The organism is Planktotalea sp. (assembly GCF_049680325.1).
Classification (GTDB): Bacteria; Pseudomonadota; Alphaproteobacteria; order Rhodobacterales; family Rhodobacteraceae; genus Planktotalea.
Genome location: NZ_JBAUHO010000350.1, coordinates 1 through 18,696 on the forward strand (window position 1 = coordinate 1; position 18,696 = coordinate 18,696).

An 18,696-nucleotide genomic window follows, 5' to 3' on the forward strand; every position below is an offset into this window, starting at 1 on the left:
ATACAGCAGGAAGAGCGGGATCACAAAGCCGACGGGCGGTGCCATGCGCAATAACAGCAAAACCCAGGACGCAATGAACTTCCCCGAAAGCCGCGCTTTAGCAAGCGCAAAACCGGCGGGAACATCAACAAGCATGGCAAAGGCAGTCGATAGGCCAGCTGTGAAAAAGGAATTCATCAAGGCGCTTGGAAAGTCAGAGCGTGTGATCTTGAAAAAGTTATCCAGCGTCAGCGCAAGCGGGCTTTCCCAGATCGGCTCGAAAATGGCGATTGGTGCGCGGAATGACAGGATCAACACCCAGAGCGTTGGAATTGCGGCAAACGCAAGCAAGACCAGCATGACAGTTATGCCGACACCTCGTTTGGCGCGGAATGCGGGGCTATTATCAATCATGAGGTCACCCGTTGGTTCAGCTTGGCAACGTAATAGCTAATCACCGCTGCCATCAAAAACAGCATAAGCGCAATTGCCGCGCCATATGCCACGTTGGAGTTCTGGAACGTCTGCACATAGGCATAGAAATTCGTCGCCTGCGTCGAGCGGCCCGGCCCGCCTTTTGTCATCACAAAGATCATCGGAAAGTGCTTGAGCGAGTCGATGAAACGGAACAGCGTGACCATCAGCAATGCGGGGGCCAGCAGCGGCAGGGTGATGTAGATAAAGGTTTTGATCCGTGTCGCACCGTCAATCGCGGCGGCCTCGTCCAGATCGGGCGAAATGCCTTGCAAAGCAGCCATGATAATCAGCATTGCGAAGGGAAAATTCGTCCAGGTGTCCGCGATTACAATCGCTGCGATTGCGCCCCATTGGCTGGTCAGAAAGGCAGGAACCGTAATCCCGAACAGATCAAAGAACGCATTGATCGGCGAAAGCGTTGGCGTGAAAAGCGACAGCCAGATCAGGGCAACGGCCACATGTGGCACAGCATAGGGCAGCAGAAATAGCACGCACCCCACCCGCCAGCGTCCTGTGATCTTTTGCAAGCCGACGGCAACGGCGCTCCCGATAACAACTTGAAGCGCAACGCCAAAGAACGACAGCGCGGCCATGACTTAGACCGAATTCATCAACCGCTTGTCAGACAGCATCTTTGCAAAATTATGAAATCCGAAATCCCATTTGGTCCCGCGGATCAGATGGTAATCGCTAAAGGCCAGTCCGAGCATTCCCGCAAGCGGAACAATCGCGAAGATACCAACCGCAATGAGTGCGGGAACGATCATTAAGCGATAGCCACGTTGCAGCTCGTAGGTTGCGCCACGGCGCTTCTTTGCTTGGGTTGTCATGATATGCCTCTAAGGGGAAAGTCTGGCGGGCGCGTGCCCGCCAGATGAGTTTACCTGCTTGCCTTATTGGCCGAGGATGTCACGCATATCCGCGTCGGCCTGCTCAAGAGCGGCTTCAGGCGTCATCAAACCGTTGATCGCGGCATTCACGCTTTCACCAATCGCCTGACCAAGGGATGGCCATTCAGGGATCAATGGGCGGTAATGACCAATCGCAAGATCAAGGGCTTCAACCCGCGTTGACAAGAAATCCGGGTGGATCGACGCGTATTTCGCAACCACATCCGGATTCTTGATAACAGAGGCTGTTGTGAAATCCGGGAAGGACTCAGACAGCGCAATCTTCGCAACTGTTTCCGCACTCACAGCCCATTCGATGAACTTTGCCGAAGCCTCTGCGTCAGGTGCATCTGCTGGAATGCCCATGCCATGAACGCCAATCGCCGGGGAGCGTCCCGCAGGGCCGCCTGGTGGCAAAGCAATACCCGTGACATCCGCAAAGCGGCTCTTATCCGGATCAACGAGCTGGGCAACAATGCCCGTCCCCTCAACCGTGAACGCAATCTGACCATTCTGGCCAGCGGCATTGACCTCTGCAAAGTTGAAGTTACCCGCACCTGCTGGACCATAGTCATTGATTAGCTTGCTGTAGATCTTCAACGCTTCGATGTTTTCGGGCGAATTGATCGCAGGTGTCAGATCACCGTTTTCGTAATCTGCAAAGAACTTGCCGCCGTAAGCGCGCATGACCATCGGGAAGATGAACATGTTAAAGCCTTGGCCCGGCACCGCGCGCAATGCAATTGCGGCCTGATCGTCGGTTTTGATCTTGGCCGAAACCTCCAGTAATTCTTCCCATGTCTGGGGAACCCCTGCGCCCGCTTTTTCAAGCAGATCTTCACGATACGTCATCAGACCAACGCCCGCCATGAACGGCAGTGCCCATTGCTCACCCTTCACTTTGTAGGCACCAAGCGGCCCTGCCAAAAGATCAGATGTCGTTGCTTCGGACACAAGCGACGTCAAAGGCTACAACCAACCTGCCTGAATCCATTTCTGAACCTGAATGACGGGCGTATGAACGACATCAATGTCGCCTGTTCCGCCTGTGAACGACAGGGTGATGCGGCTTTCGAATACATCCTGACCGACCACGTCGATGTTGGCTTTGATGCCGGTCTTGGCCTCAAAATCATCTGCCAGCTTCGCCAAGCCGTTGGTGTAGGGCATGCCGAACATGACGACATTTATCTCGTCCGTTTCGGCCATTGCGGCGCTAAACGGTGCGGCCAGCGCAAAGCTGGTCACAAGTGCCGTTGTTAATAGGTGTTTCATAGTTTCCTCCCTGGGGTGTGTGCCTGCCGCGCTTATCCTCCACGCATCGGCATGGCGTAATATTTCGGCTGCAAACGCGCAGCCGCACTTTCTTGGTAGACAAGTTCCGAAAGCTCGTTGCGCGCCTTGAGTAGCGCATCTTGGTATTTTTCGACTGGTGCACAGGCCTTTTCGGCGGGTTCCGCCAAGGCTAAAAGGTGCAAAAATTTGCCGTTCGGATCCTGGATCACCGTTGCAAAGCGGCGAATGCCAACGTGGTTGCCAAGCAGATCAGCGGCAAAGTTGTCAGCGCGTCTTTGATCCAGCATCCCTTTTACAGCCTTTGCCAAAAGCGGTGGACCGACCTTCCCGGCTTCACGCGGGGTTTCAAAGAAACCGTCGGTGAAAAAGCGTGCCTCGACCTCTTCCCAATCAAGGCGGCTCAGGTAGAGCTGCGAGAGGACGTCAAGTTCATAAAGCGAGCGACGAAAGCCGACGCTTGCACGGATGACGACATTCGGATCAGGATATTCGGTTTTGGAATGCCACAACAATTCGTGACCAGCGACAACCACAACCTCTGCCGACACATTCAACTCGGCCGACAGCGCCAGCATGGTATTGTCCAGCTTCGCCAGATATTCCTGCGACATCGGCACGTTGCGTTCCAGACGGAAATTGCGAACGACGTATTTTTCGCTGGTCCTGAACAGATAGCCCCAATCGGACAACGACCTGATGATCCGATTGACCGTCGCCGCCGGCAAGCCGCAATCGCGCGCGATATCCACCTGCTTCAGAGGCCCTGGCCCAGCGGCCATGACGTACTCTAAAACTTGCAAAGTGCGTTCAGTCGGGTTCATGGGTAAATTTCACATTGTGAATTATAAATTCCATATTTGGAATTCTGCCCAATCCGTCAGATTCTAAACAACCTGTCAATTTTATTGTTTGACCGTGCTCGCCAAAACTTTATGCGCACATCAGCGTTTCGATGTGGGTGACCTACATTCACGGCAACCATTTACGACGGCGACACCCTGTCCCGACTGGGCGGCACCGCGAATTTCTTGCTGTAGTCGCGGCTGAAATGTGTCGGGCTTTCATAGCCCACGGCGAATGCGGTTTCGGACACGGACCACCCCTTCTCCACCAGAAGCGCGCGCGCTTGGATAAGGCGAAGGTCTTTTTGATATTGCAGCGGTGTAGTGCCTGTGACCGCTTTGAAGTGTTCGTGAAAGGAAGACGCGCTCATACCCGCGCTATGTGCAAGGTCGGACACGCTCAGCGTGGCTCGGAATTCTCGGCGCAGCATTTGAATTGCCTTGGCGATCCGGCTGGCGTGGCTATCTGCGATCAACAAGCGGCGCAGCATGCCGCCATTTGGCGAAAGCAAAAGGCGATAGTGAATCTCGCGTAGGATCGATGGCCCGAGAACCTGAGCATCCAACGGATTATCCATAAGCTCGACATAGCGTGTCAAAGGCGCAAGCCATGCTGGATCGGCTGGCCAGGCAGATAAAGAACGTGCGCGCGCTTCAGGAATGTTTGCATCCGCAACCTGATCGTAGAGGCTGCGAACCATGCCCATATCGAGTGAGAGGATCAGAGCGATATAGGGCGCTGCATTGCTGGCGTTGGTGATCCGCGAGGTCACAGGCAGGTCGTGACTGACCAGAAGGGCCTCGCCCGCGCACAGATCAACACGCTGTTCACCAATGGACGTGACTTTACATCCTTGCAGGATCAGGCACATCACTGGTTAATAAATTTCAGCATTACTTTCACTGACATCTTCTCGAAAGTAGATGGAAAGGTTCGGTAGCCTAGCAAAATTTTGCGTTTCATCAGCATGATAGCGACACGCCAGGGTGATTAATCGTGAAAGGTCCATTTGTGCCTCCTCGCCTATCTCCCTAACGAAACGTCGTCACGAAAGCAGCAATTCATTCGCTACCTCGGAGGAATAGGCAGATCATTTAGAGGATGTGGCAGGCAAGACGCCACGCTGCTCACTAGGTTGGGGGTCAACAGCCAAGGAGTTCACCCCAATGTCATCCATTCAATCCCAATTCCTCGATCTAAGCGCGCATCACGCCTGCTATGGTGCGATAGATTCGCGATCCACGCTCAAAGGTAGCGCTGAAGGTAAAGTCGTCTTCATCGCAGGTGCCTCAAAGGGAATCGGCCAGGCAACAGCCATCGCCTTCGCGCAGGCAGGAGCAAAAGCCGTCTACATAACCGCACGCTCGGAAGAAGCGCTGAAAGAGACACAAAGCCTTGTGAAGGCGGCGAACCCGGACACGCTTTGTGCCTATTCGATCTGCGATGTCACGGATGCCAAACAGGTTGAGGCGGCCACACAGGACTGCGCCGCGCAATTTGGCGGCATTGACGTGGCAGATGCCAATGCGGGCTATCTTGGGCCTTGGGTCAAGATCGCAGACAGCGATCCGGACGGATGGTGGCGCAACTGGGAAGTCAACATGCGCGGCACGTACCATCTGATCCGCTACACCCTGCCCTATCTTATCAAAAGCGCACAAAAGTGGCGCAAGGACGGGCGCAGTGGGGGTCATCTGATCCTTATTTCGTCCATCGGCGCGCAGTTTGTGATGCCAGGTGCGTCGGATTATCAAACCTCCAAACATGCGATCAACCGCCTGTGCGAATTTGTGCAAAGCGATCACTACGCCGACGGGATCAAGTGCTTTGCCCTGCATCCCGGCGGGGTCGCGACAGATATCGGACACGCTATGCCCACGCATATGCACGAGTTTCTTGTCGATGATCCTGATCTCGCCGCGAATTTTGCAGTCTGGCTGTGCGCCGGCTCCGCGGATTGGGCCAAAGGGCGATACCTCAGCGCCAATTGGGATGTGACAGAACTTATCGCACTCAAAGGCGAGATTCTGGAAAGCGACCTATTGGTGAACAGGCTGCGCGCAAAACTCTGAAACCCCTACCCCCTTCTATTTTCTAAGGATTATACATGAAACTTCCAAACGTTCTTAAGTCCACACACATCGCTGTTGCCCTGACCGCACTTACGCTGGCCACACCAATGTTGGCCGAAACACACAAAATGGCCTGCGATGCCACAATGATGCACGGTGCAATCGCACAGTTGAGCGCGACCCACGCCAGCGTAAACACATCGATCCTGATTGACGCGCCAGCGGCTATTGTCTGGAGCGCCCTAACCGATTTTGAGGCTATGGCGAATTGGAGCACAGGCACCTTGCAAGGCATAAGCGGCGACATACAAAACGGCGGGAGCGTAGTGATAACCTTCCTCTTTGGTGCCGACGAAAGCGGCGTGCCAATTGTAAATAAAATCCCGCACACGCTGATTTACGAAGAGGGCGCAAAGATCGGATGGTCCGATCCCTTCCCCGCCGACATTGGCGGCGGTCACGACAACCACATCTATCACGTCCAGCCCTGCGCTGATCGCACGTTGTTTGTTCAATCCGACGAGATTGTCGATAACCCTTATGCTGCGAATTTCGCGGCCCAACTCATGCCGTTGTATCAACAGTTCAACGCAGAACTAAAAGCCGCTGTAGAAAAGGAATAGGGATCAAGGCGGCGCGCGTTTCTCCCTATGGGGTCAAGCATGCGCCGCTATCTGCTTGGGCAAAGACCAAAGTGCGCTCTGCGCTAATAGGCAAGAAAATGGCGATCCCGGGAGGACTCGAACCCCCAACCCCCTGATTAGAAGTCAGGTGCTCTATCCAGTTGAGCTACGGGACCGCGTGGGGCTTTCTATCGCGCAAAGCGGGTGCGTGGTGCAAGCGCAAATATCGACTATGCCAGCCCGATTTCGGTAAGAATGGCCGCGCGATCTGCATCGCGCGCTGGCGCTGCTTTGATTTTCGGGGTTTGCCCGTCAAACCGTGGCGCTGGTGCGGCTTGCAAATGTGCTTGTGTGTTGTCCCAGGTGCCGCGCGCCTGCATGTGTATTTCTTGTGCGGCCTCCCAAGGGTTTAGAACCGCTGCGACGCAGGCTTCCGAACCATCAAAATGCGCTTCCCATTCAACCCTTGAACGGCCTTTGAAAACATCGCCAAGCCGCTTTGTCTGAGCATCCCACTGGCGCGCGTCGTGCTGCGCGGCCATGCTTGCATCCTCGGCCAGCCCTAACGCATCAAGCAAAGCTGCGTAGAATTGCGGCTCTAGCGCTTGCACCGAAACGTACCCTCCACAGGCGCATTGATAGCTGCGCGACCAATGCGGCCCGTCAAGCAAGCTTTCGCCGCGATTGGCTGACAGGCCGCCGCCCTGCCCCAAGGCCATCAAAAGATTCATCATATGTGCCGAGCCATCAACGATGGCCGCATCAACAACACATCCCTGCCCTGTACGCCCTGCTTTGATAACCCCGGCAAGCAGCCCCGCCACCAGATAAAGCGCGCCGCCGCCGATATCCCCGACCAAGGTGGCAGGCGTCACAGGGGCAGCCTGCGGCAAACCCGCATAATGCAGCGCGCCTGAGGTCGCGATGTAATTAAGGTCATGCCCCGCCTGCTGCGCGCGCGGGCCCGTTTGCCCCCAGCCTGTCATCCGCCCGAACACCAGCTTCGGGTTCGCGTTAAGGCAAATGTCTGGCCCAAGTCCCAAACGTTCCATTACGCCCGGGCGAAACCCTTCAATCAAAGCATCGCTGCGCTCGATCAGCGCGCGCGCAATCGCCACGTCGCCGCTGTCTTTCAAATCCAGCGCGATAGAGCGTTTTCCACGATCCAGCAAACTGGCTTTGGCAGTGATGCCACCAGCCTTGCCCTTGCGATGGATCACAGTGACCTCTGCGCCTAAATCTGCCAGCATCATGCCAGCAAAGGGCGCAGGTCCAAGCCCTTCGATTTCAACGATTTTAATGCCAGACAGCACGATCTAGAATGCTTTGAAGGTCATCGTGGTCAGCGAGCGTTCAATCCCCTCGATCGGCAGCAGATGTTCGTTGATGTATTTGCCTACGTCCTCATCGCTCGGGATATACATTTTGACGATCAGGTCATACTCGCCCGAGGTCGAATAAATTTCCGAATGGATTTCCTCCATCGCGATCTTTTCAGCGACCTTGTAGGTGGTGCCGGGTTTGCATCTGATCTGCACGAAAACGCATGTAGACATGGAAGGTATCCTTTTGCTGACTTAGCCCCAAAGCTGGCATAGAGGCCACGCCAGCGCAATCGCGAAACGTGGGTGCTTGGCCTAGGCGATGTCCCTGCCTATAAGGACGCAAACCAGCTAGCCCAAGGAGTGCCCCATGCGAGCGGCCACAGTGACACGCGCTACAGCGGAAACAGATATCTCTGTCGAAATTAATCTCGATGGAACAGGCACTTACGACAACCAGACGGGCGTTGGATTTTTCGACCACATGTTGGACCAGCTGGCGCGCCATTCCCTTATCGACATGACTATTCGCGCCAAGGGCGATCTGCACATCGACGACCACCATACGGTTGAAGATACGGGCATCGCACTGGGTCAGGCATTGGCGCAGGCGCTTGGCGATAAACGCGGTATCCGCCGGTATGGTGAATGCCACCTGCCGATGGATGACGCACAGGTGCGCTGTGCGCTTGATCTATCCGCGCGTCCCTTTCTTGTCTGGAATGTTGATCTGCCGACACAAAAGATTGGTGCGTTCGATTGCGAATTGGTGCGCGAGTTCTTTCAGGCCTTCGCAACACACGGCGGGATCACTTTGCACGTAGACCAGTTACATGGCGTCAATTCCCACCACATTGCCGAAGCCGCATTCAAAGCGGTCGCGCGCGCATTGCGCATTGCCGTGGAAACCGACCCGCGTAAATCGGATGCCGTGCCATCGACCAAGGGAACGCTCTGACGTGCTCACGGCTATAATCGACTATGAAAGCGGCAATCTGCACTCGGCAGAAAAGGCCTTTGGCCGGATGGCACGCGAAGCTGGCGCTGGCGAGGTTATCGTCACCGCCGACGCCGATGTCGTCGCGCGCGCGGATCGTATTGTTCTTCCCGGCGACGGGGCCTTTCCCGCTTGCGTGAAAGCCCTGAAGGGCACTGGTGGCTTGTTTGATGCGCTGCAAGAGGCGGTCACAGTCAAGGCCCGCCCTTTCCTTGGTATTTGCGTTGGCATGCAACTTATGGCGACGCTTGGGCGCGAATATGAAGACACAGAGGGGTTAAGCTGGATCGACGGCGAAGTTGTGAAGATCACGCCGAGCGATGCCAGCCTGAAAGTGCCGCATATGGGCTGGAACGATCTGGTTATTGACGCGCCCCACCCCGTTTTTGATGGAGTGCAAAGCGGCGATCACACGTATTTTGTGCATTCCTATCATTTTGACGTCGCCAAGCCCGCCGAACGGCTTGCCCACGTAGATTACGCGGGCGACATCACTGCGATCGTCGGGCGCGATACAATGCTCGGGATGCAGTTCCATCCAGAGAAAAGCCAACAGGTTGGCCTGCGGCTGATCTCTAATTTCCTGACGTGGGCACCGTGACGCTTTAGTTGACGCGGTTCCAGCGCTGCGATTTGCAAACGGGACCGCCGCATCCTTTTACGATCATACGTGAATTGGTGACAGTCATCGTCGCTGGGAAATCTTTGTTCAACAGCGGCACGTAAGCGCGACCAGAATAGTCGCCCTTGCCCGTCGGCACAGCATCCCAGAACAAACGCTTACCTACGTTTTTGTGAGAAATCTGCCTGCCCGATTGATCGAACGCGCGCACCATTTTGCCGCAATAGCCAGAGCCGCATTTTGTCACCTGAACATGTGCCGTTTGCTTTTTTGCATCAGGTTCTGTGTGCCAGATGCCGATAGGGTTTCCAGCCTGCGCCGCGATGGGCGAAAGCAGAAGAGAAAGGACAAATCCAAACCCGAAGCGTGTCATGTGCGTGATCCAAGCGGCGAATCCCGCGCCGCGCGGAGCGCAATATCCCTGCGCTACCGCCGCCCTACACCTGAAAGCTTCCAGCGCCTACAGGTTTTTTGCACTGTAATAATTTTGTGAATGAAGCGACTATTTTACTTTCGACCACGTCCCACCGTCACGGCATACGCCCAGCACACAGCCTTGCACTGTAAGCTTGTTTCCTGCCAGTTTTAGCTTGCCGCTATAGGTTTTGTCACGATCAGGGGAATAGGCCTTACCTTTGCCGTAGCTTCCGCCACCAGTGTTTACCATGTCCCAAATAAGCTTGCGGCCTTGGTTTGCCGATTTGAAGGACTTGCCCGAAGAGTCAAACGACTTGACCAAAGTGCCACAAATTTTCGAACCGCAAGGCGCAACATCGATCAGGCCGTAGTTCCCATTGTCATCCTTGGTGGTTTGCCACGTCCCGTAAACCGGATCAGCAAAAGCGGACGTTGCAGCAATCGCGGCGAAGGCGGCAGCAGTAAATAGTGTTTTCATGATTTTCTCCCAATGTTTGCGCAAAGCCTGCAAGCGCGCGCGCAACAAAGCAACCCTTAACGCGACGCCCCGTTGCAAATTCGGCGAACCCATGCCAATGCAAAGCGCAAGAAATGAAAGGGCCCCGCGCTATGATCCTCTATCCCGCAATTGATCTTAAAGACGGACAGGCCGTGCGCCTTTTGCGCGGTGAAATGGACAAGGCAACGGTCTTTAATGACGATCCCGCGGCGCAGGCACTGGCCTTTGTCGAGGCTGGTTGTCAGTGGCTTCATCTGGTTGATCTGAACGGCGCTTTCGCGGGCGAACCGGTGAATGCCGCCCCTGTCGAGGCCATCTTGAAAGCCTGCAACGTGCCCGCCCAACTTGGCGGCGGCATTCGCGATATGGCAACGATCGAGCGCTGGCTCGACAAGGGTTTGCAGCGGGTGATCCTTGGAACAGTCGCGGTTGAAAACCCTGATTTGGTGCGCGAAGCGGCCAAGGCCTTTCCGGGCCATGTGGCTGTTGGCATTGATGCGCGCGGCGGCAAGGTTGCAACCAAAGGCTGGGCCGAAGAAACCGACGTCGAGGTCACCGACCTTGCGCGTTCCTTCGAGGACGCAGGCGTCGCGGCGATCATTTACACGGACATCAACCGCGATGGCGCAATGCAGGGGCCGAACATAGATGCGACGGCCGCACTTGCGCGCGCGGTTTCTATTCCAGTGATCGCATCAGGGGGCGTGTCTTCCTTGGACGATCTTATTGCCCTGCGCGATTGCGGCGCAAAGCTCGACGGCGCGATATCCGGGCGCGCGCTCTATGACGGGGCGCTTGATCTGGGCGAAGCGCTCAAGGTGCTCGGGCAATGCTGAAGACACGGATCATCCCTTGCCTTGATGTGGCCGACGGCCGCGTCGTCAAGGGCGTGAATTTCGTTGGCCTGCGCGATGCGGGCGATCCCGTGGAAAGCGCGCGCGCTTATGATCTGGCGGGCGCGGATGAACTCTGCTTCCTTGATATTCACGCGACGCACGAAAACCGCGGCACCATGTTTGACGTTGTGCAGCGCACAGCCGAGCAATGCTACATCCCCCTTACCGTGGGCGGCGGCGTACGCGAAGTCGAAGACGTGCGCGCATTGCTGCTGGCAGGCGCGGACAAGGTCAGTTTCAACTCTGCCGCTGTGGCGCGCCCTGATGTTCTAAGTGAAGCCGCGGATCAGTTCGGGAGCCAATGCATCGTCTGCGCCATCGATGCCAAAACCGTTGAGCCGGGCCGCTGGGAAATCTTCACCCATGGTGGTCGCAAATCCACCGGGATTGATGCTGTCGAATTCGCCTGCCTTGTTGCTGAAAAGGGCGCAGGGGAAATTCTACTCACCTCGATGGACCGCGATGGGACAAAAGCGGGCTTTAACCTGCCGCTGACCCGCGCGATATCGGATGCGGTGAATGTGCCAGTCATCGCCTCTGGCGGCGTCGGCAATCTGGATCATCTGGTCGAGGGCGTCACCAAAGGTGGTGCAAGCGCGGTCCTTGCCGCGTCAATCTTCCATTTCGGGGAATACACCATCGGCGAGGCCAAACAGCACATGGCCGCCGCAGGCATTCCAGTGAGGCTGACATGAGCATTTTGCACGATCTTTTCGCCACAATCGAAGCGCGCAAGGCAGAGGGCGGATCAGATAGCTGGACCGCAAAGCTTTTGTCCAAAGGCCCTGAAAAATGCGCCGAAAAATTCGGCGAGGAAGCCATCGAGGCGATTATCGAAGCGGTGAAGGGCGACAAGGCCGCACTGACGTCAGAGGCGGCTGATGTGCTCTACCATCTGCTGGTCATGCTGGCCGCGCGCGATGTCACGCTGGCAGAGGTTGAAGCCGAGCTTGCCCGGCGCGAAGGGATTTCGGGGATCGCCGAAAAAGCCGCGCGCACCTAAACAGGCGCAGGATTTGAGTTTATTTGGCAAAATGAAGCGGGTCTGAGGCCACTGCGCTCCAGATTCCATCGGGTTTGGCCAGTGGCGCCGCGATGACCTGCCCCCCGTCCCAGATCGCAGGGCTTGAAAGCAAGGAGCGGCGCGGAAGCAGGGCCGTTTCGCGCCAGTTCTTGATTTGATTGAGGCCAGTTTCGCCCAAAGGCGCAAGGCGATAGCTATCAAGATTTCCACCGCTCACCTTCCAGCGCCGCTCTTCACAGGTGATTGCGTTATACTCGCGGGTGACACGCAGATGGGTGGCGTGAGGATAGATCAGGCATCCATGAACGGTCATCGCGGCATCGCTGTGCAGCGCGCTTTGCAAGGCGTTGAGACGCGGGCGATAGGGATTGCCAGAAATGTTGCACAGGGCGCGCGATAGAACGCGGCTTGCGGTTTCGTCAGGCGCTGCGCGCAACGCATCCCGATCAAAAACCGCATCGCCATGGTCCGCCCGGGCATGCTGCGCAATCCAGTTTTCGGCAGCTTGTTCAAGCACTTCGGACGCCGCGCGCATCCATTTGGCGGTTTGGCTCAGGCGTTCGGATGTCAGGCCAAGCTTGGCAAGCTCGGGTGTTGCGCGGCGCATTTTAACGCGGGTGTAGCGTGTATCTGTGTTGGATGGATCTTCGCTCCAAGCGATACTTCGCTCGCGCAGCAGGCTTTGTAATCCGCTGCGGCGCGCCCCAAGCAGCGGGCGCAAAAACGTGACGCCACCGCGTTCAAAGCGCGCTGGCATTTGTGCAAGCCCATCCACCCCGGAGCCGCGCGCAAGGCGCATCAAAAAGGTTTCGGCGACATCGTCTTCGGTATGCCCAAGCGCGATTGCAGCGATGTTATTGCGCTTTGCCCATGCCGCGAGGGCGTTATAGCGTGCGGTGCGCGCACGCGCCTGTAGATCACTGCCGGCATCCAGATCTAGCGCCACAATATCATGGGCCACACCGAGCGCAGCGCAGGTCTTGCCAGCGGCAAGCGCTTCTGCCTGCGCTTCCGTGCGAAGGCCGTGATTTACAGTGACTGCACGCAATTGAGAGCCGCCAAGTGCCTGAGCGGCAAGAACCAACAAAGCCGTTGAATCGCTGCCCCCTGATAGGGCAATTCCCAAAGGGGCCTGCCCATTCAAGAGGTTTTCGTTGAGCATTACGAACAGCTCAGCGCGCTCATTTCTGCTTGCGCATTGCTGGCAGCGGCTGTGCCGGGATGGCGCGTGCTAACTTCGCCAAGGGTGACGCAGGCTTCTGACACTTTGCCCAAACGCCCAAGTGTGCGCCCCAGACGAAACAGCGCTTCGGGCGCGATATCGCTCGCGGGGTCGCGCGAATAAGCTTCCAGATAGGCGCGCGCGGCTTCGCGTGTGTCACCTGCGGCTTCATTGGCTTCGCCTTGTTTGAGGCGTGCCCGCCCTTCAAGCGGGCTGCCTGGATAATTCTGGGTGAAAAGCGCAAATTGCTCGGCGGCCAAGGCATTGTCACCCGAGCTGAGGGCGCTGTCGGCGGCATCGAAATCGGCCTGTTCGCCCACGGCAAGCTGCGCGCTGTTGACATCGTTGCCATTTGGCTGCTGGGGCGCAGCACCTTGCGCGGTTGGCAATGCGCCGCCGCCAAGGGTGCTGGTTTCGCCAAGGGTGCTGACGTCGCCGCCCTCCAGTTCAACCAAACGGAATTCGAGATCACCAATTCGGTTGGTACCGTCCTTGACGATGGACTCAATACGAAACTCGAGCTGCTCGATCTTCCCCGTCAAACGCTGCAATTCGCCTTCAACAGAGTTAATCCGCTCGCTCGCGCCGGCTCCGCCGATGACGGGAACGGCGCTGCCAGACGTGGACAACTCGCGTTTCAGGCGCTGCATTTCAACGAATAACACGGTAAGGTCCTGACGAATATCCGCGAGCGTTTGCGCCTTGGCGTCTTGAGCGACGCCAAACGTCGGCAAAAGACACAGCGCGAATGCGGCGGCGGCCAAAGGGCGTGTTACACGAGCAATCATTGGCGTTTCTCCCAAAGCGGCCTTATCCGGACAGACCTGCCGCAAGCACAGTTACAGCGCGACGGTTCTTAGCATAACACCCCTCGGCGCTGCAAATTTCAATCGGGCGCTCTTTGCCATAGCTGACAACCCGCAGGCGCGAGGATGGCACACCCTTGCTGACAAGGTAGTCGCGCACAGTGTTCGCGCGGCGCTCGCCAAGGGCGACGTTGTATTCGCGCGTGCCTTGCTCGTCCGCATGACCTTCGATGATGGCTGTGTAATCGGAATTCGTGATGAGCCAGCGTGTTTGACCATCCAGGATCAAACGGCCCTGCCCTGTTAGCGTGGATTGATCCACTTCAAAGAGGACACGGTCGCCAACGCTTTGTTGGAAAAAGGCCACCGATGTTGGATCATTCGCACCGCCCGCGTCCAGACCTGCGCCAGCATTCGCATCGAGCCCTGCGCCCGAATTCAGATCAACGACGTCATCGCCCTCGAAATCGCTTTTGTTAGAACAGGCCGCCAGCGCGAGAACGCCAGTCAGTAGCACGGCTTTGGTGATCATTTTCATCTGCTTATCTCACTGCTTTATTATGATGTTTAACAAGGGGTCCAGCCTAGCGCTGAAGCGGTGACCACGAAGGATCGGAGGCACCGCCTTCTGTGGGAATACGTTTAAGGTTTCGTCCCGAGATATCGACCGAGTAGAGCGATGCGGAACCAGAAGCACCCTGGGTTTCACGGGTGAACATGATGACCCGCCCGTTCGGGGACCATGTTGGCCCTTCATCAAGGAAGGAGGCGGTTAGCAGGCGTTCTTCAGAGCCATCGGTGCGCATGACGCCAATATGAAAGCGCCCTTTCGATTGCTTGGTGAACGCGATCAAATCACCGCGCGGTGACCAGACCGGCGTGCCATAACGCCCCTGACCGAAACTGATGCGCTTGGCCTCGCCGCCATTGGCCCCCATGATGTAGATCTGCTGGCTACCTGAACGATCGCTTTCAAAGACAATCCGGCTGCCATCGGGGCTGTAGCTGGGCGCGGTTTCGATTGACGGCGCAGAAGTCAGGCGCGCGCTAGAACCACTGCTGACATCCATTTTGTAGATATCCGTGTTTCCGCCACGGGCGAGCGAATAGACAACTGTGCGCCCGTCAGGGGCAAAGCGCGGCGCAAAGCTCATGGACCCTTCCTGGCTTTCCAGGACGCGGCGCTGCACAGAGCCAACATCAAGCACATAGATGCGCGGAAAGCCGGTTTCATAGGACGTATAGAGCACGCGATCTCCGGTCGGGGAAAAGCGCGGCGCAAGCACGAGATCTTCTGAGCCCGTCAGATACTGCACATTCGCCCCGTCATAATCCATGATCCCGAGCCGCTTGCGACGCTTGTCCTTTGGGCCCTGTTCGGACACATAGACCACGCGGCTGTCGAAATAGGGTTGCTCGCCTGTGATGCGGGCGTAAACCTGATCGGCCACCTTATGCGCCATACGGCGCCAACCCTGTGTTGTGCCTGCAAATTGCAGACCAGAGCCAAGTTCCTGACCAGAAAAAACGTCATAGACACGAAACTTCACACTTAGGCTTGTGCCGTTCACATTAACCGCACCTGTCACCAAGGCCTGTGCGTTGATCGCTTTCCAATCGGCATATTGCACGGGCGCATCAAAGCTGGTGATCTGACTGATATATGCATCGCGCGATACTTCGCGAAACAGTCCCGTTCCAGCAAGGTCGCTGACGACAACGCGCGCAAGGCGCTCTGCAAATTCATTTGCAGCCGTGCTTTCCGCCACGAAATTAGGTGCCGCAAAAGGCATGGGTTCAACCACACCTTCAGTGATTTCAATGCGCAGCGGGCCGCTTTGCGCCAACATTTGTGTTGGCACTGCAAGCATTGCCAAAATCGCGATCATTACTCTCAGGGTCATTGCCTGTCCTGCTACTGCTTTTCGGGGCACTGTACGGTGTGCGCGCTTTATAAAAAAGGGGTTTGCGCGTGATAGGCAGGCGCTTGCCCATGGTATGTGACGAAAGAGACTCATCTAATGCGCATATCCTTGGGATTGAACGTCATTTCGATCTCTTTCCATTGCTCATATTTGTCTTCCGGAAGGTCATAGCCCTCTTTCTGGCAGCGCAGCACAGCGCGGCGCGCCGCTTGATAGGCGGTTTCGGTTGCCGCGCCATCCGCTTCGCTGGAAGAAACCAGCCGCAGACTACCTGCAATCACCTTGCCGCGCAGATCCATCGACATGCCAACAACCACCGTCACATTTGCCGCCTGACTGCCCACATCGACCACCCAGCAATTCTGCACTGCAAGGCGCAGCGCATTGGTTTCACCCGCGCTCAAAGCAGGGCCGCTTGGCGCGTCGCTCGCGGCGGGTTCGCCCAACGCCTCGGACAGCGCAGCGCTGACGGCTGATGAGGTATCGGGCGTGCTGCTCGCCACGTCGCGAGGGCGCGCTTTGGGGCGTTGTGACGTTGTGGGTGCGCTGGCGACAGGTTGCTCGGCCTCGGTCACGATTTCGGTCACCGCCTCTTCGGGTGCGGTTTCGGACTGTTCTTCAATCACCTGTTCGGCATTTGCATCGGGCTGCGTCGCCTCTTGGGCCGTATTGTCGATAGCAACGTCTGGTTCTGGCGCAGCAACCGCTTCGGGCGCAACGCGATCCGCGGGCCGCGGTTTCGGGCGTAGCGATGTATCCGGGGCGACGTCAGGAATGACCACCGCTTCGGGTTCCGGCGCAGGTACGGGCGCTGGCTCCGGCTCCACAGGTTGCGGCGCTGGCGGCTCTGGCGTGACGATCTGCGGCGCTTCCGGACGCGGCTGCGGTTCAGGCTCTGGTGTCGGGGCAACCACGACCGGCTCCGGCTCTGCTTCTGGCTGGCTCAGCACAGGTTCAGGCGCGTCGGGCACAACATCGGGGGGCTGGGCAGCTTGCGTTAGCGCCGCGAATTCCGCTTCGGAGACGACAGAAACATCCATGCTCGGCAATTCCAGCGGCTCTGCATTAAACAGACCCCCGAAAAAGGCATAGCCCAGCAGCAAGGCATGACCGCCAGCTGATATGTAGGTGCTCTTTTGCACCGCGCGCGCCCTAGTTGCCCGTCAGGTCGGCGTTCAACTCGGGACCGCCGGTATCCGTGACAAGGCCGATGTCGGAAAATCCGCCCGCATTCAGCGCGCCCATGACTTGCACGACCTGCTCATAGGCCACAGAGCCATCGGCGCGCAGGTAAACCCGCGTGCTTGCGCGTTCTGACGCAATGGCTTGCAACTTGGTGACCAGTTCGCCGATATCGGTTTCCGTCGTCTGGATCATCACCCGCCCGTCTGCGGCAATCGTCACCGTCAACGGCTCTTCCGCGTCTGAGGGCAATGCGCCCGCTGCGGTCTTGGGCAACTCTACAGGCACGCCAACCGTCATAAGCGGCGCGGCCACCATAAAGATAATCAACAAGACCAACATGACGTCAACGAAGGGCGTCACGTTGATCTCCGCCATCGGACGGGCGCGCCCGCCGCGACGTCTGCGCCGCTGGCCGCCAGCGTCCTTTTGCATAACTCCTGCGCCCATGGCTTAACTGTCCAACTGGCGCGACAGGATTGTGGCGAACTCATCGGCAAAGGCCTCATAGCCGCCAACGATGCGATCACTGTCCGCACTGAATTTGTTGTAATAGATAACCGCCGGGATCGCCGCGAGAAGACCAAGACCCGTTGCCAACAACGCCTCGGCAATACCAGGGGCAACGACGGCAAGGTTGGTGTTCTGCGCTTCTGCAATCTCGATAAAGGCGTTCATGATACCCCAGACCGTCCCGAACAGGCCAACGAACGGGGCTGTCGATCCAACAGTCGCCAGGACGGATAGCCCCGATTGCAGCTTTTCCGCCTCTTTGGAAATTGCCACATCCATGGACCGATCGATCCGGCTTTGCGCGCCGGCAATAAGGCCGCCATCAACACGGTGCGAGCGACGCCATTCGGTCATGCCGGCTGCGAAAATCTTTTCCGAAGCCCCGTTTGGCTGCGGCCCGATCTGTTCAAACAACTGATCCAGCGGCTCGCCTGACCAAAAGGCCTGATCGAATACAGCAGCCTCGCTGCGGGCAGCGCGATATAGCATGTATTTCTGCACGACGATGGACCAAGCCCAGATCGACGCGCCGATCAGCAAGATCATCACGAGTTTTACGGTTATCGTTGCGCGCGCAAAAAGCGCCCACATGGAGAAATCAATCTCCTGCGCCATCGCAAGGGTTTGTGCTTCCATCTGCCTGCTCTTTTCTGTCCGGCCAGTGATCTGGCTCTTGAGGATATCTATCCTTAGCCGACCTCAAGGGAAAAACCAACAGATCTGCACATCACAAGCGCGAAATCACCTGTTCTAATGGACGATTCGGCGGATAATCGCTGGCAGACGGGCTGCATGACCCTCACTCGTGAGCGCAACCAGCGTCACAAGGGCCGAAAACAGCACATCAGGGCCGCGTAAAACGTCCTGCTGCAACACGATCCGCGCGCCTGTCATTTGCTCGACGGTTGTGCGCACAGTCAGATCGTCATCGAAACGCGCCGGTGCCCGATAGTCCGCCTCAAGGCGGCGCACGGCAAAGACAAGACCCTCGTCTTCTTTCAGGCGGGTCTGGTCAATGCCCTGCCCGCGCACCCATTCGGTGCGCGCGCGCTCGATAAAGCGCAAGTAGTTGGCATAATAGACGATGCCGG

The 18,696-nt window shown here is 57.2% G+C and carries 23 protein-coding genes, 1 tRNA gene and 2 pseudogenes; 7 read left to right on the top strand and 19 right to left on the bottom strand.

Annotated features, from left to right (window positions below):
• The 6 genes and pseudogenes from WBC85_RS15410 to WBC85_RS15435 form a co-directional block, all read right to left on the bottom strand.
• Positions 1 to 393 (bottom strand): annotated as a pseudogene (locus tag WBC85_RS15410) (carbohydrate ABC transporter permease); the annotation flags it as partial.
• Positions 390 to 1,049: a carbohydrate ABC transporter permease gene (locus WBC85_RS15415; RefSeq protein WP_424439242.1), complete on the bottom strand. Its 660-nt coding sequence runs from the start codon at positions 1,047 to 1,049 to the stop codon at positions 390 to 392. The pseudogene WBC85_RS15410 and the gene WBC85_RS15415, both read right to left, overlap by 4 nt.
• Positions 1,050 to 1,052: 3 nt before the next feature.
• A complete protein-coding gene (locus WBC85_RS15420; RefSeq protein ID WP_424439245.1) occupies positions 1,053 to 1,286 on the bottom strand; it encodes a hypothetical protein in 234 nt (77 codons plus the stop codon).
• Positions 1,287 to 1,349: 63 nt separating this feature from the next.
• A pseudogene (locus WBC85_RS15425) lies at positions 1,350 to 2,621 on the bottom strand (ABC transporter substrate-binding protein).
• A 32-nt stretch (positions 2,622 to 2,653) separates the two neighbouring features.
• The gene (locus WBC85_RS15430; RefSeq protein ID WP_424439248.1) at positions 2,654 to 3,463 is read right to left on the bottom strand and encodes a helix-turn-helix domain-containing protein; all 810 of its coding nucleotides are present in this window, start codon (positions 3,461 to 3,463) and stop codon (positions 2,654 to 2,656) included.
• 161 nt (positions 3,464 to 3,624) lie between these two features.
• Complete coding sequence (locus WBC85_RS15435) at positions 3,625 to 4,356, bottom strand: AraC family transcriptional regulator (protein ID WP_424439251.1); 732 nt, start codon at positions 4,354 to 4,356, stop codon at positions 3,625 to 3,627.
• A gap of 295 nt (positions 4,357 to 4,651) precedes the next feature.
• Here WBC85_RS15435 and WBC85_RS15440 point away from each other — a divergent pair, with 295 nt between their 5' ends.
• Both WBC85_RS15440 and WBC85_RS15445 read left to right on the top strand, forming a co-directional pair.
• Positions 4,652 to 5,557, top strand: coding sequence for an SDR family oxidoreductase (locus WBC85_RS15440; protein WP_424439254.1), 906 nt, complete (start codon positions 4,652 to 4,654; stop codon positions 5,555 to 5,557).
• Positions 5,558 to 5,592: 35 nt separating this feature from the next.
• Positions 5,593 to 6,180 carry an SRPBCC family protein gene (locus tag WBC85_RS15445; RefSeq protein WP_424439257.1) on the top strand — a complete coding sequence of 196 codons (588 nt, stop codon included), beginning with the start codon at positions 5,593 to 5,595 and terminating at the stop codon, positions 6,178 to 6,180.
• A gap of 99 nt (positions 6,181 to 6,279) precedes the next feature.
• On the opposite strand, the gene WBC85_RS15450 is transcribed toward WBC85_RS15445, so the two are convergent.
• The 3 genes from WBC85_RS15450 to WBC85_RS15460 form a co-directional block, all read right to left on the bottom strand.
• Positions 6,280 to 6,356, bottom strand: a tRNA-Arg gene (locus WBC85_RS15450).
• A gap of 54 nt (positions 6,357 to 6,410) precedes the next feature.
• The gene (locus WBC85_RS15455; RefSeq protein WP_424439260.1) at positions 6,411 to 7,493 is read right to left on the bottom strand and encodes a CaiB/BaiF CoA transferase family protein; all 1,083 of its coding nucleotides are present in this window, start codon (positions 7,491 to 7,493) and stop codon (positions 6,411 to 6,413) included.
• Positions 7,494 to 7,496: 3 nt separating this feature from the next.
• A complete protein-coding gene (locus WBC85_RS15460) occupies positions 7,497 to 7,736 on the bottom strand; it encodes an Lrp/AsnC family transcriptional regulator (protein ID WP_424439263.1) in 240 nt (79 codons plus the stop codon).
• A gap of 136 nt (positions 7,737 to 7,872) precedes the next feature.
• Here WBC85_RS15460 and hisB point away from each other — a divergent pair, with 136 nt between their 5' ends.
• Together hisB and hisH are read left to right on the top strand one after the other, a co-directional pair.
• Positions 7,873 to 8,460, top strand: a complete 588-nt coding sequence (hisB, locus tag WBC85_RS15465; RefSeq protein WP_424439266.1) for an imidazoleglycerol-phosphate dehydratase HisB — start codon at positions 7,873 to 7,875, stop codon at positions 8,458 to 8,460.
• Position 8,461: 1 nt separating this feature from the next.
• A complete protein-coding gene (gene hisH / locus WBC85_RS15470) occupies positions 8,462 to 9,100 on the top strand; it encodes an imidazole glycerol phosphate synthase subunit HisH (protein WP_424439269.1) in 639 nt (212 codons plus the stop codon).
• Positions 9,101 to 9,104: 4 nt separating this feature from the next.
• Here hisH and WBC85_RS15475 read toward each other — a convergent pair whose 3' ends face one another.
• Both WBC85_RS15475 and WBC85_RS15480 read right to left on the bottom strand, forming a co-directional pair.
• Positions 9,105 to 9,494 carry a DUF2147 domain-containing protein gene (locus WBC85_RS15475; protein WP_424439272.1) on the bottom strand — a complete coding sequence of 130 codons (390 nt, stop codon included), beginning with the start codon at positions 9,492 to 9,494 and terminating at the stop codon, positions 9,105 to 9,107.
• 129 nt (positions 9,495 to 9,623) lie between these two features.
• Positions 9,624 to 10,016: a DUF2147 domain-containing protein gene (locus WBC85_RS15480; RefSeq protein WP_424439275.1), complete on the bottom strand. Its 393-nt coding sequence runs from the start codon at positions 10,014 to 10,016 to the stop codon at positions 9,624 to 9,626.
• Between the two features lie 131 nt (positions 10,017 to 10,147).
• Here WBC85_RS15480 and hisA point away from each other — a divergent pair, with 131 nt between their 5' ends.
• Genes hisA through WBC85_RS15495 form a run of 3 tightly spaced genes read left to right on the top strand, consistent with a single transcriptional unit; the run spans position 10,148 to position 11,936 of the window.
• The gene (gene hisA / locus WBC85_RS15485) at positions 10,148 to 10,873 is read left to right on the top strand and encodes a 1-(5-phosphoribosyl)-5-[(5-phosphoribosylamino)methylideneamino]imidazole-4-carboxamide isomerase (RefSeq protein ID WP_424439278.1); all 726 of its coding nucleotides are present in this window, start codon (positions 10,148 to 10,150) and stop codon (positions 10,871 to 10,873) included.
• A complete protein-coding gene (gene hisF, locus WBC85_RS15490; protein WP_424439281.1) occupies positions 10,867 to 11,628 on the top strand; it encodes an imidazole glycerol phosphate synthase subunit HisF in 762 nt (253 codons plus the stop codon). Before hisA ends, hisF begins: the two co-directional genes overlap by 7 nt.
• On the top strand, positions 11,625 to 11,936 hold the full coding sequence (locus WBC85_RS15495) for a phosphoribosyl-ATP diphosphatase (protein ID WP_424439284.1): 312 nt from the start codon (positions 11,625 to 11,627) through the stop codon (positions 11,934 to 11,936). Before hisF ends, WBC85_RS15495 begins: the two co-directional genes overlap by 4 nt.
• Before the next feature lie 19 nt (positions 11,937 to 11,955).
• Here WBC85_RS15495 and tilS read toward each other — a convergent pair whose 3' ends face one another.
• From tilS to WBC85_RS15535, 8 genes are all read right to left on the bottom strand, one after another.
• Positions 11,956 to 13,119, bottom strand: a complete 1,164-nt coding sequence (gene tilS / locus WBC85_RS15500; protein WP_424439287.1) for a tRNA lysidine(34) synthetase TilS — start codon at positions 13,117 to 13,119, stop codon at positions 11,956 to 11,958.
• On the bottom strand, positions 13,119 to 13,967 hold the full coding sequence (gene ybgF, locus WBC85_RS15505) for a tol-pal system protein YbgF (RefSeq protein ID WP_424439290.1): 849 nt from the start codon (positions 13,965 to 13,967) through the stop codon (positions 13,119 to 13,121). The genes tilS and ybgF overlap by 1 nt, the downstream gene beginning before the upstream one ends.
• 22 nt (positions 13,968 to 13,989) lie before the next feature.
• A complete protein-coding gene (gene pal / locus WBC85_RS15510; protein ID WP_424439293.1) occupies positions 13,990 to 14,523 on the bottom strand; it encodes a peptidoglycan-associated lipoprotein Pal in 534 nt (177 codons plus the stop codon).
• Positions 14,524 to 14,569: 46 nt separating this feature from the next.
• Complete coding sequence (gene tolB / locus WBC85_RS15515) at positions 14,570 to 15,889, bottom strand: Tol-Pal system beta propeller repeat protein TolB (RefSeq protein WP_424439296.1); 1,320 nt, start codon at positions 15,887 to 15,889, stop codon at positions 14,570 to 14,572.
• A gap of 110 nt (positions 15,890 to 15,999) precedes the next feature.
• Positions 16,000 to 17,052 (bottom strand): cell envelope biogenesis protein TolA, encoded by a 1,053-nt coding sequence (locus WBC85_RS15520; RefSeq protein ID WP_424439299.1) that lies wholly within the window; start codon positions 17,050 to 17,052, stop codon positions 16,000 to 16,002.
• A 10-nt stretch (positions 17,053 to 17,062) separates the two neighbouring features.
• Entirely contained in the window at positions 17,063 to 17,542 is a 480-nt protein-coding gene (gene tolR / locus WBC85_RS15525) for a protein TolR (protein WP_424439302.1), read from the bottom strand.
• A 3-nt stretch (positions 17,543 to 17,545) separates the two neighbouring features.
• Positions 17,546 to 18,241: a protein TolQ gene (gene tolQ, locus WBC85_RS15530; RefSeq protein WP_424439305.1), complete on the bottom strand. Its 696-nt coding sequence runs from the start codon at positions 18,239 to 18,241 to the stop codon at positions 17,546 to 17,548.
• Between the two features lie 114 nt (positions 18,242 to 18,355).
• Positions 18,356 to 18,696: YbgC/FadM family acyl-CoA thioesterase (locus WBC85_RS15535; RefSeq protein WP_424439308.1), on the bottom strand; the 341-nt coding region annotated here is incomplete at its 5' end.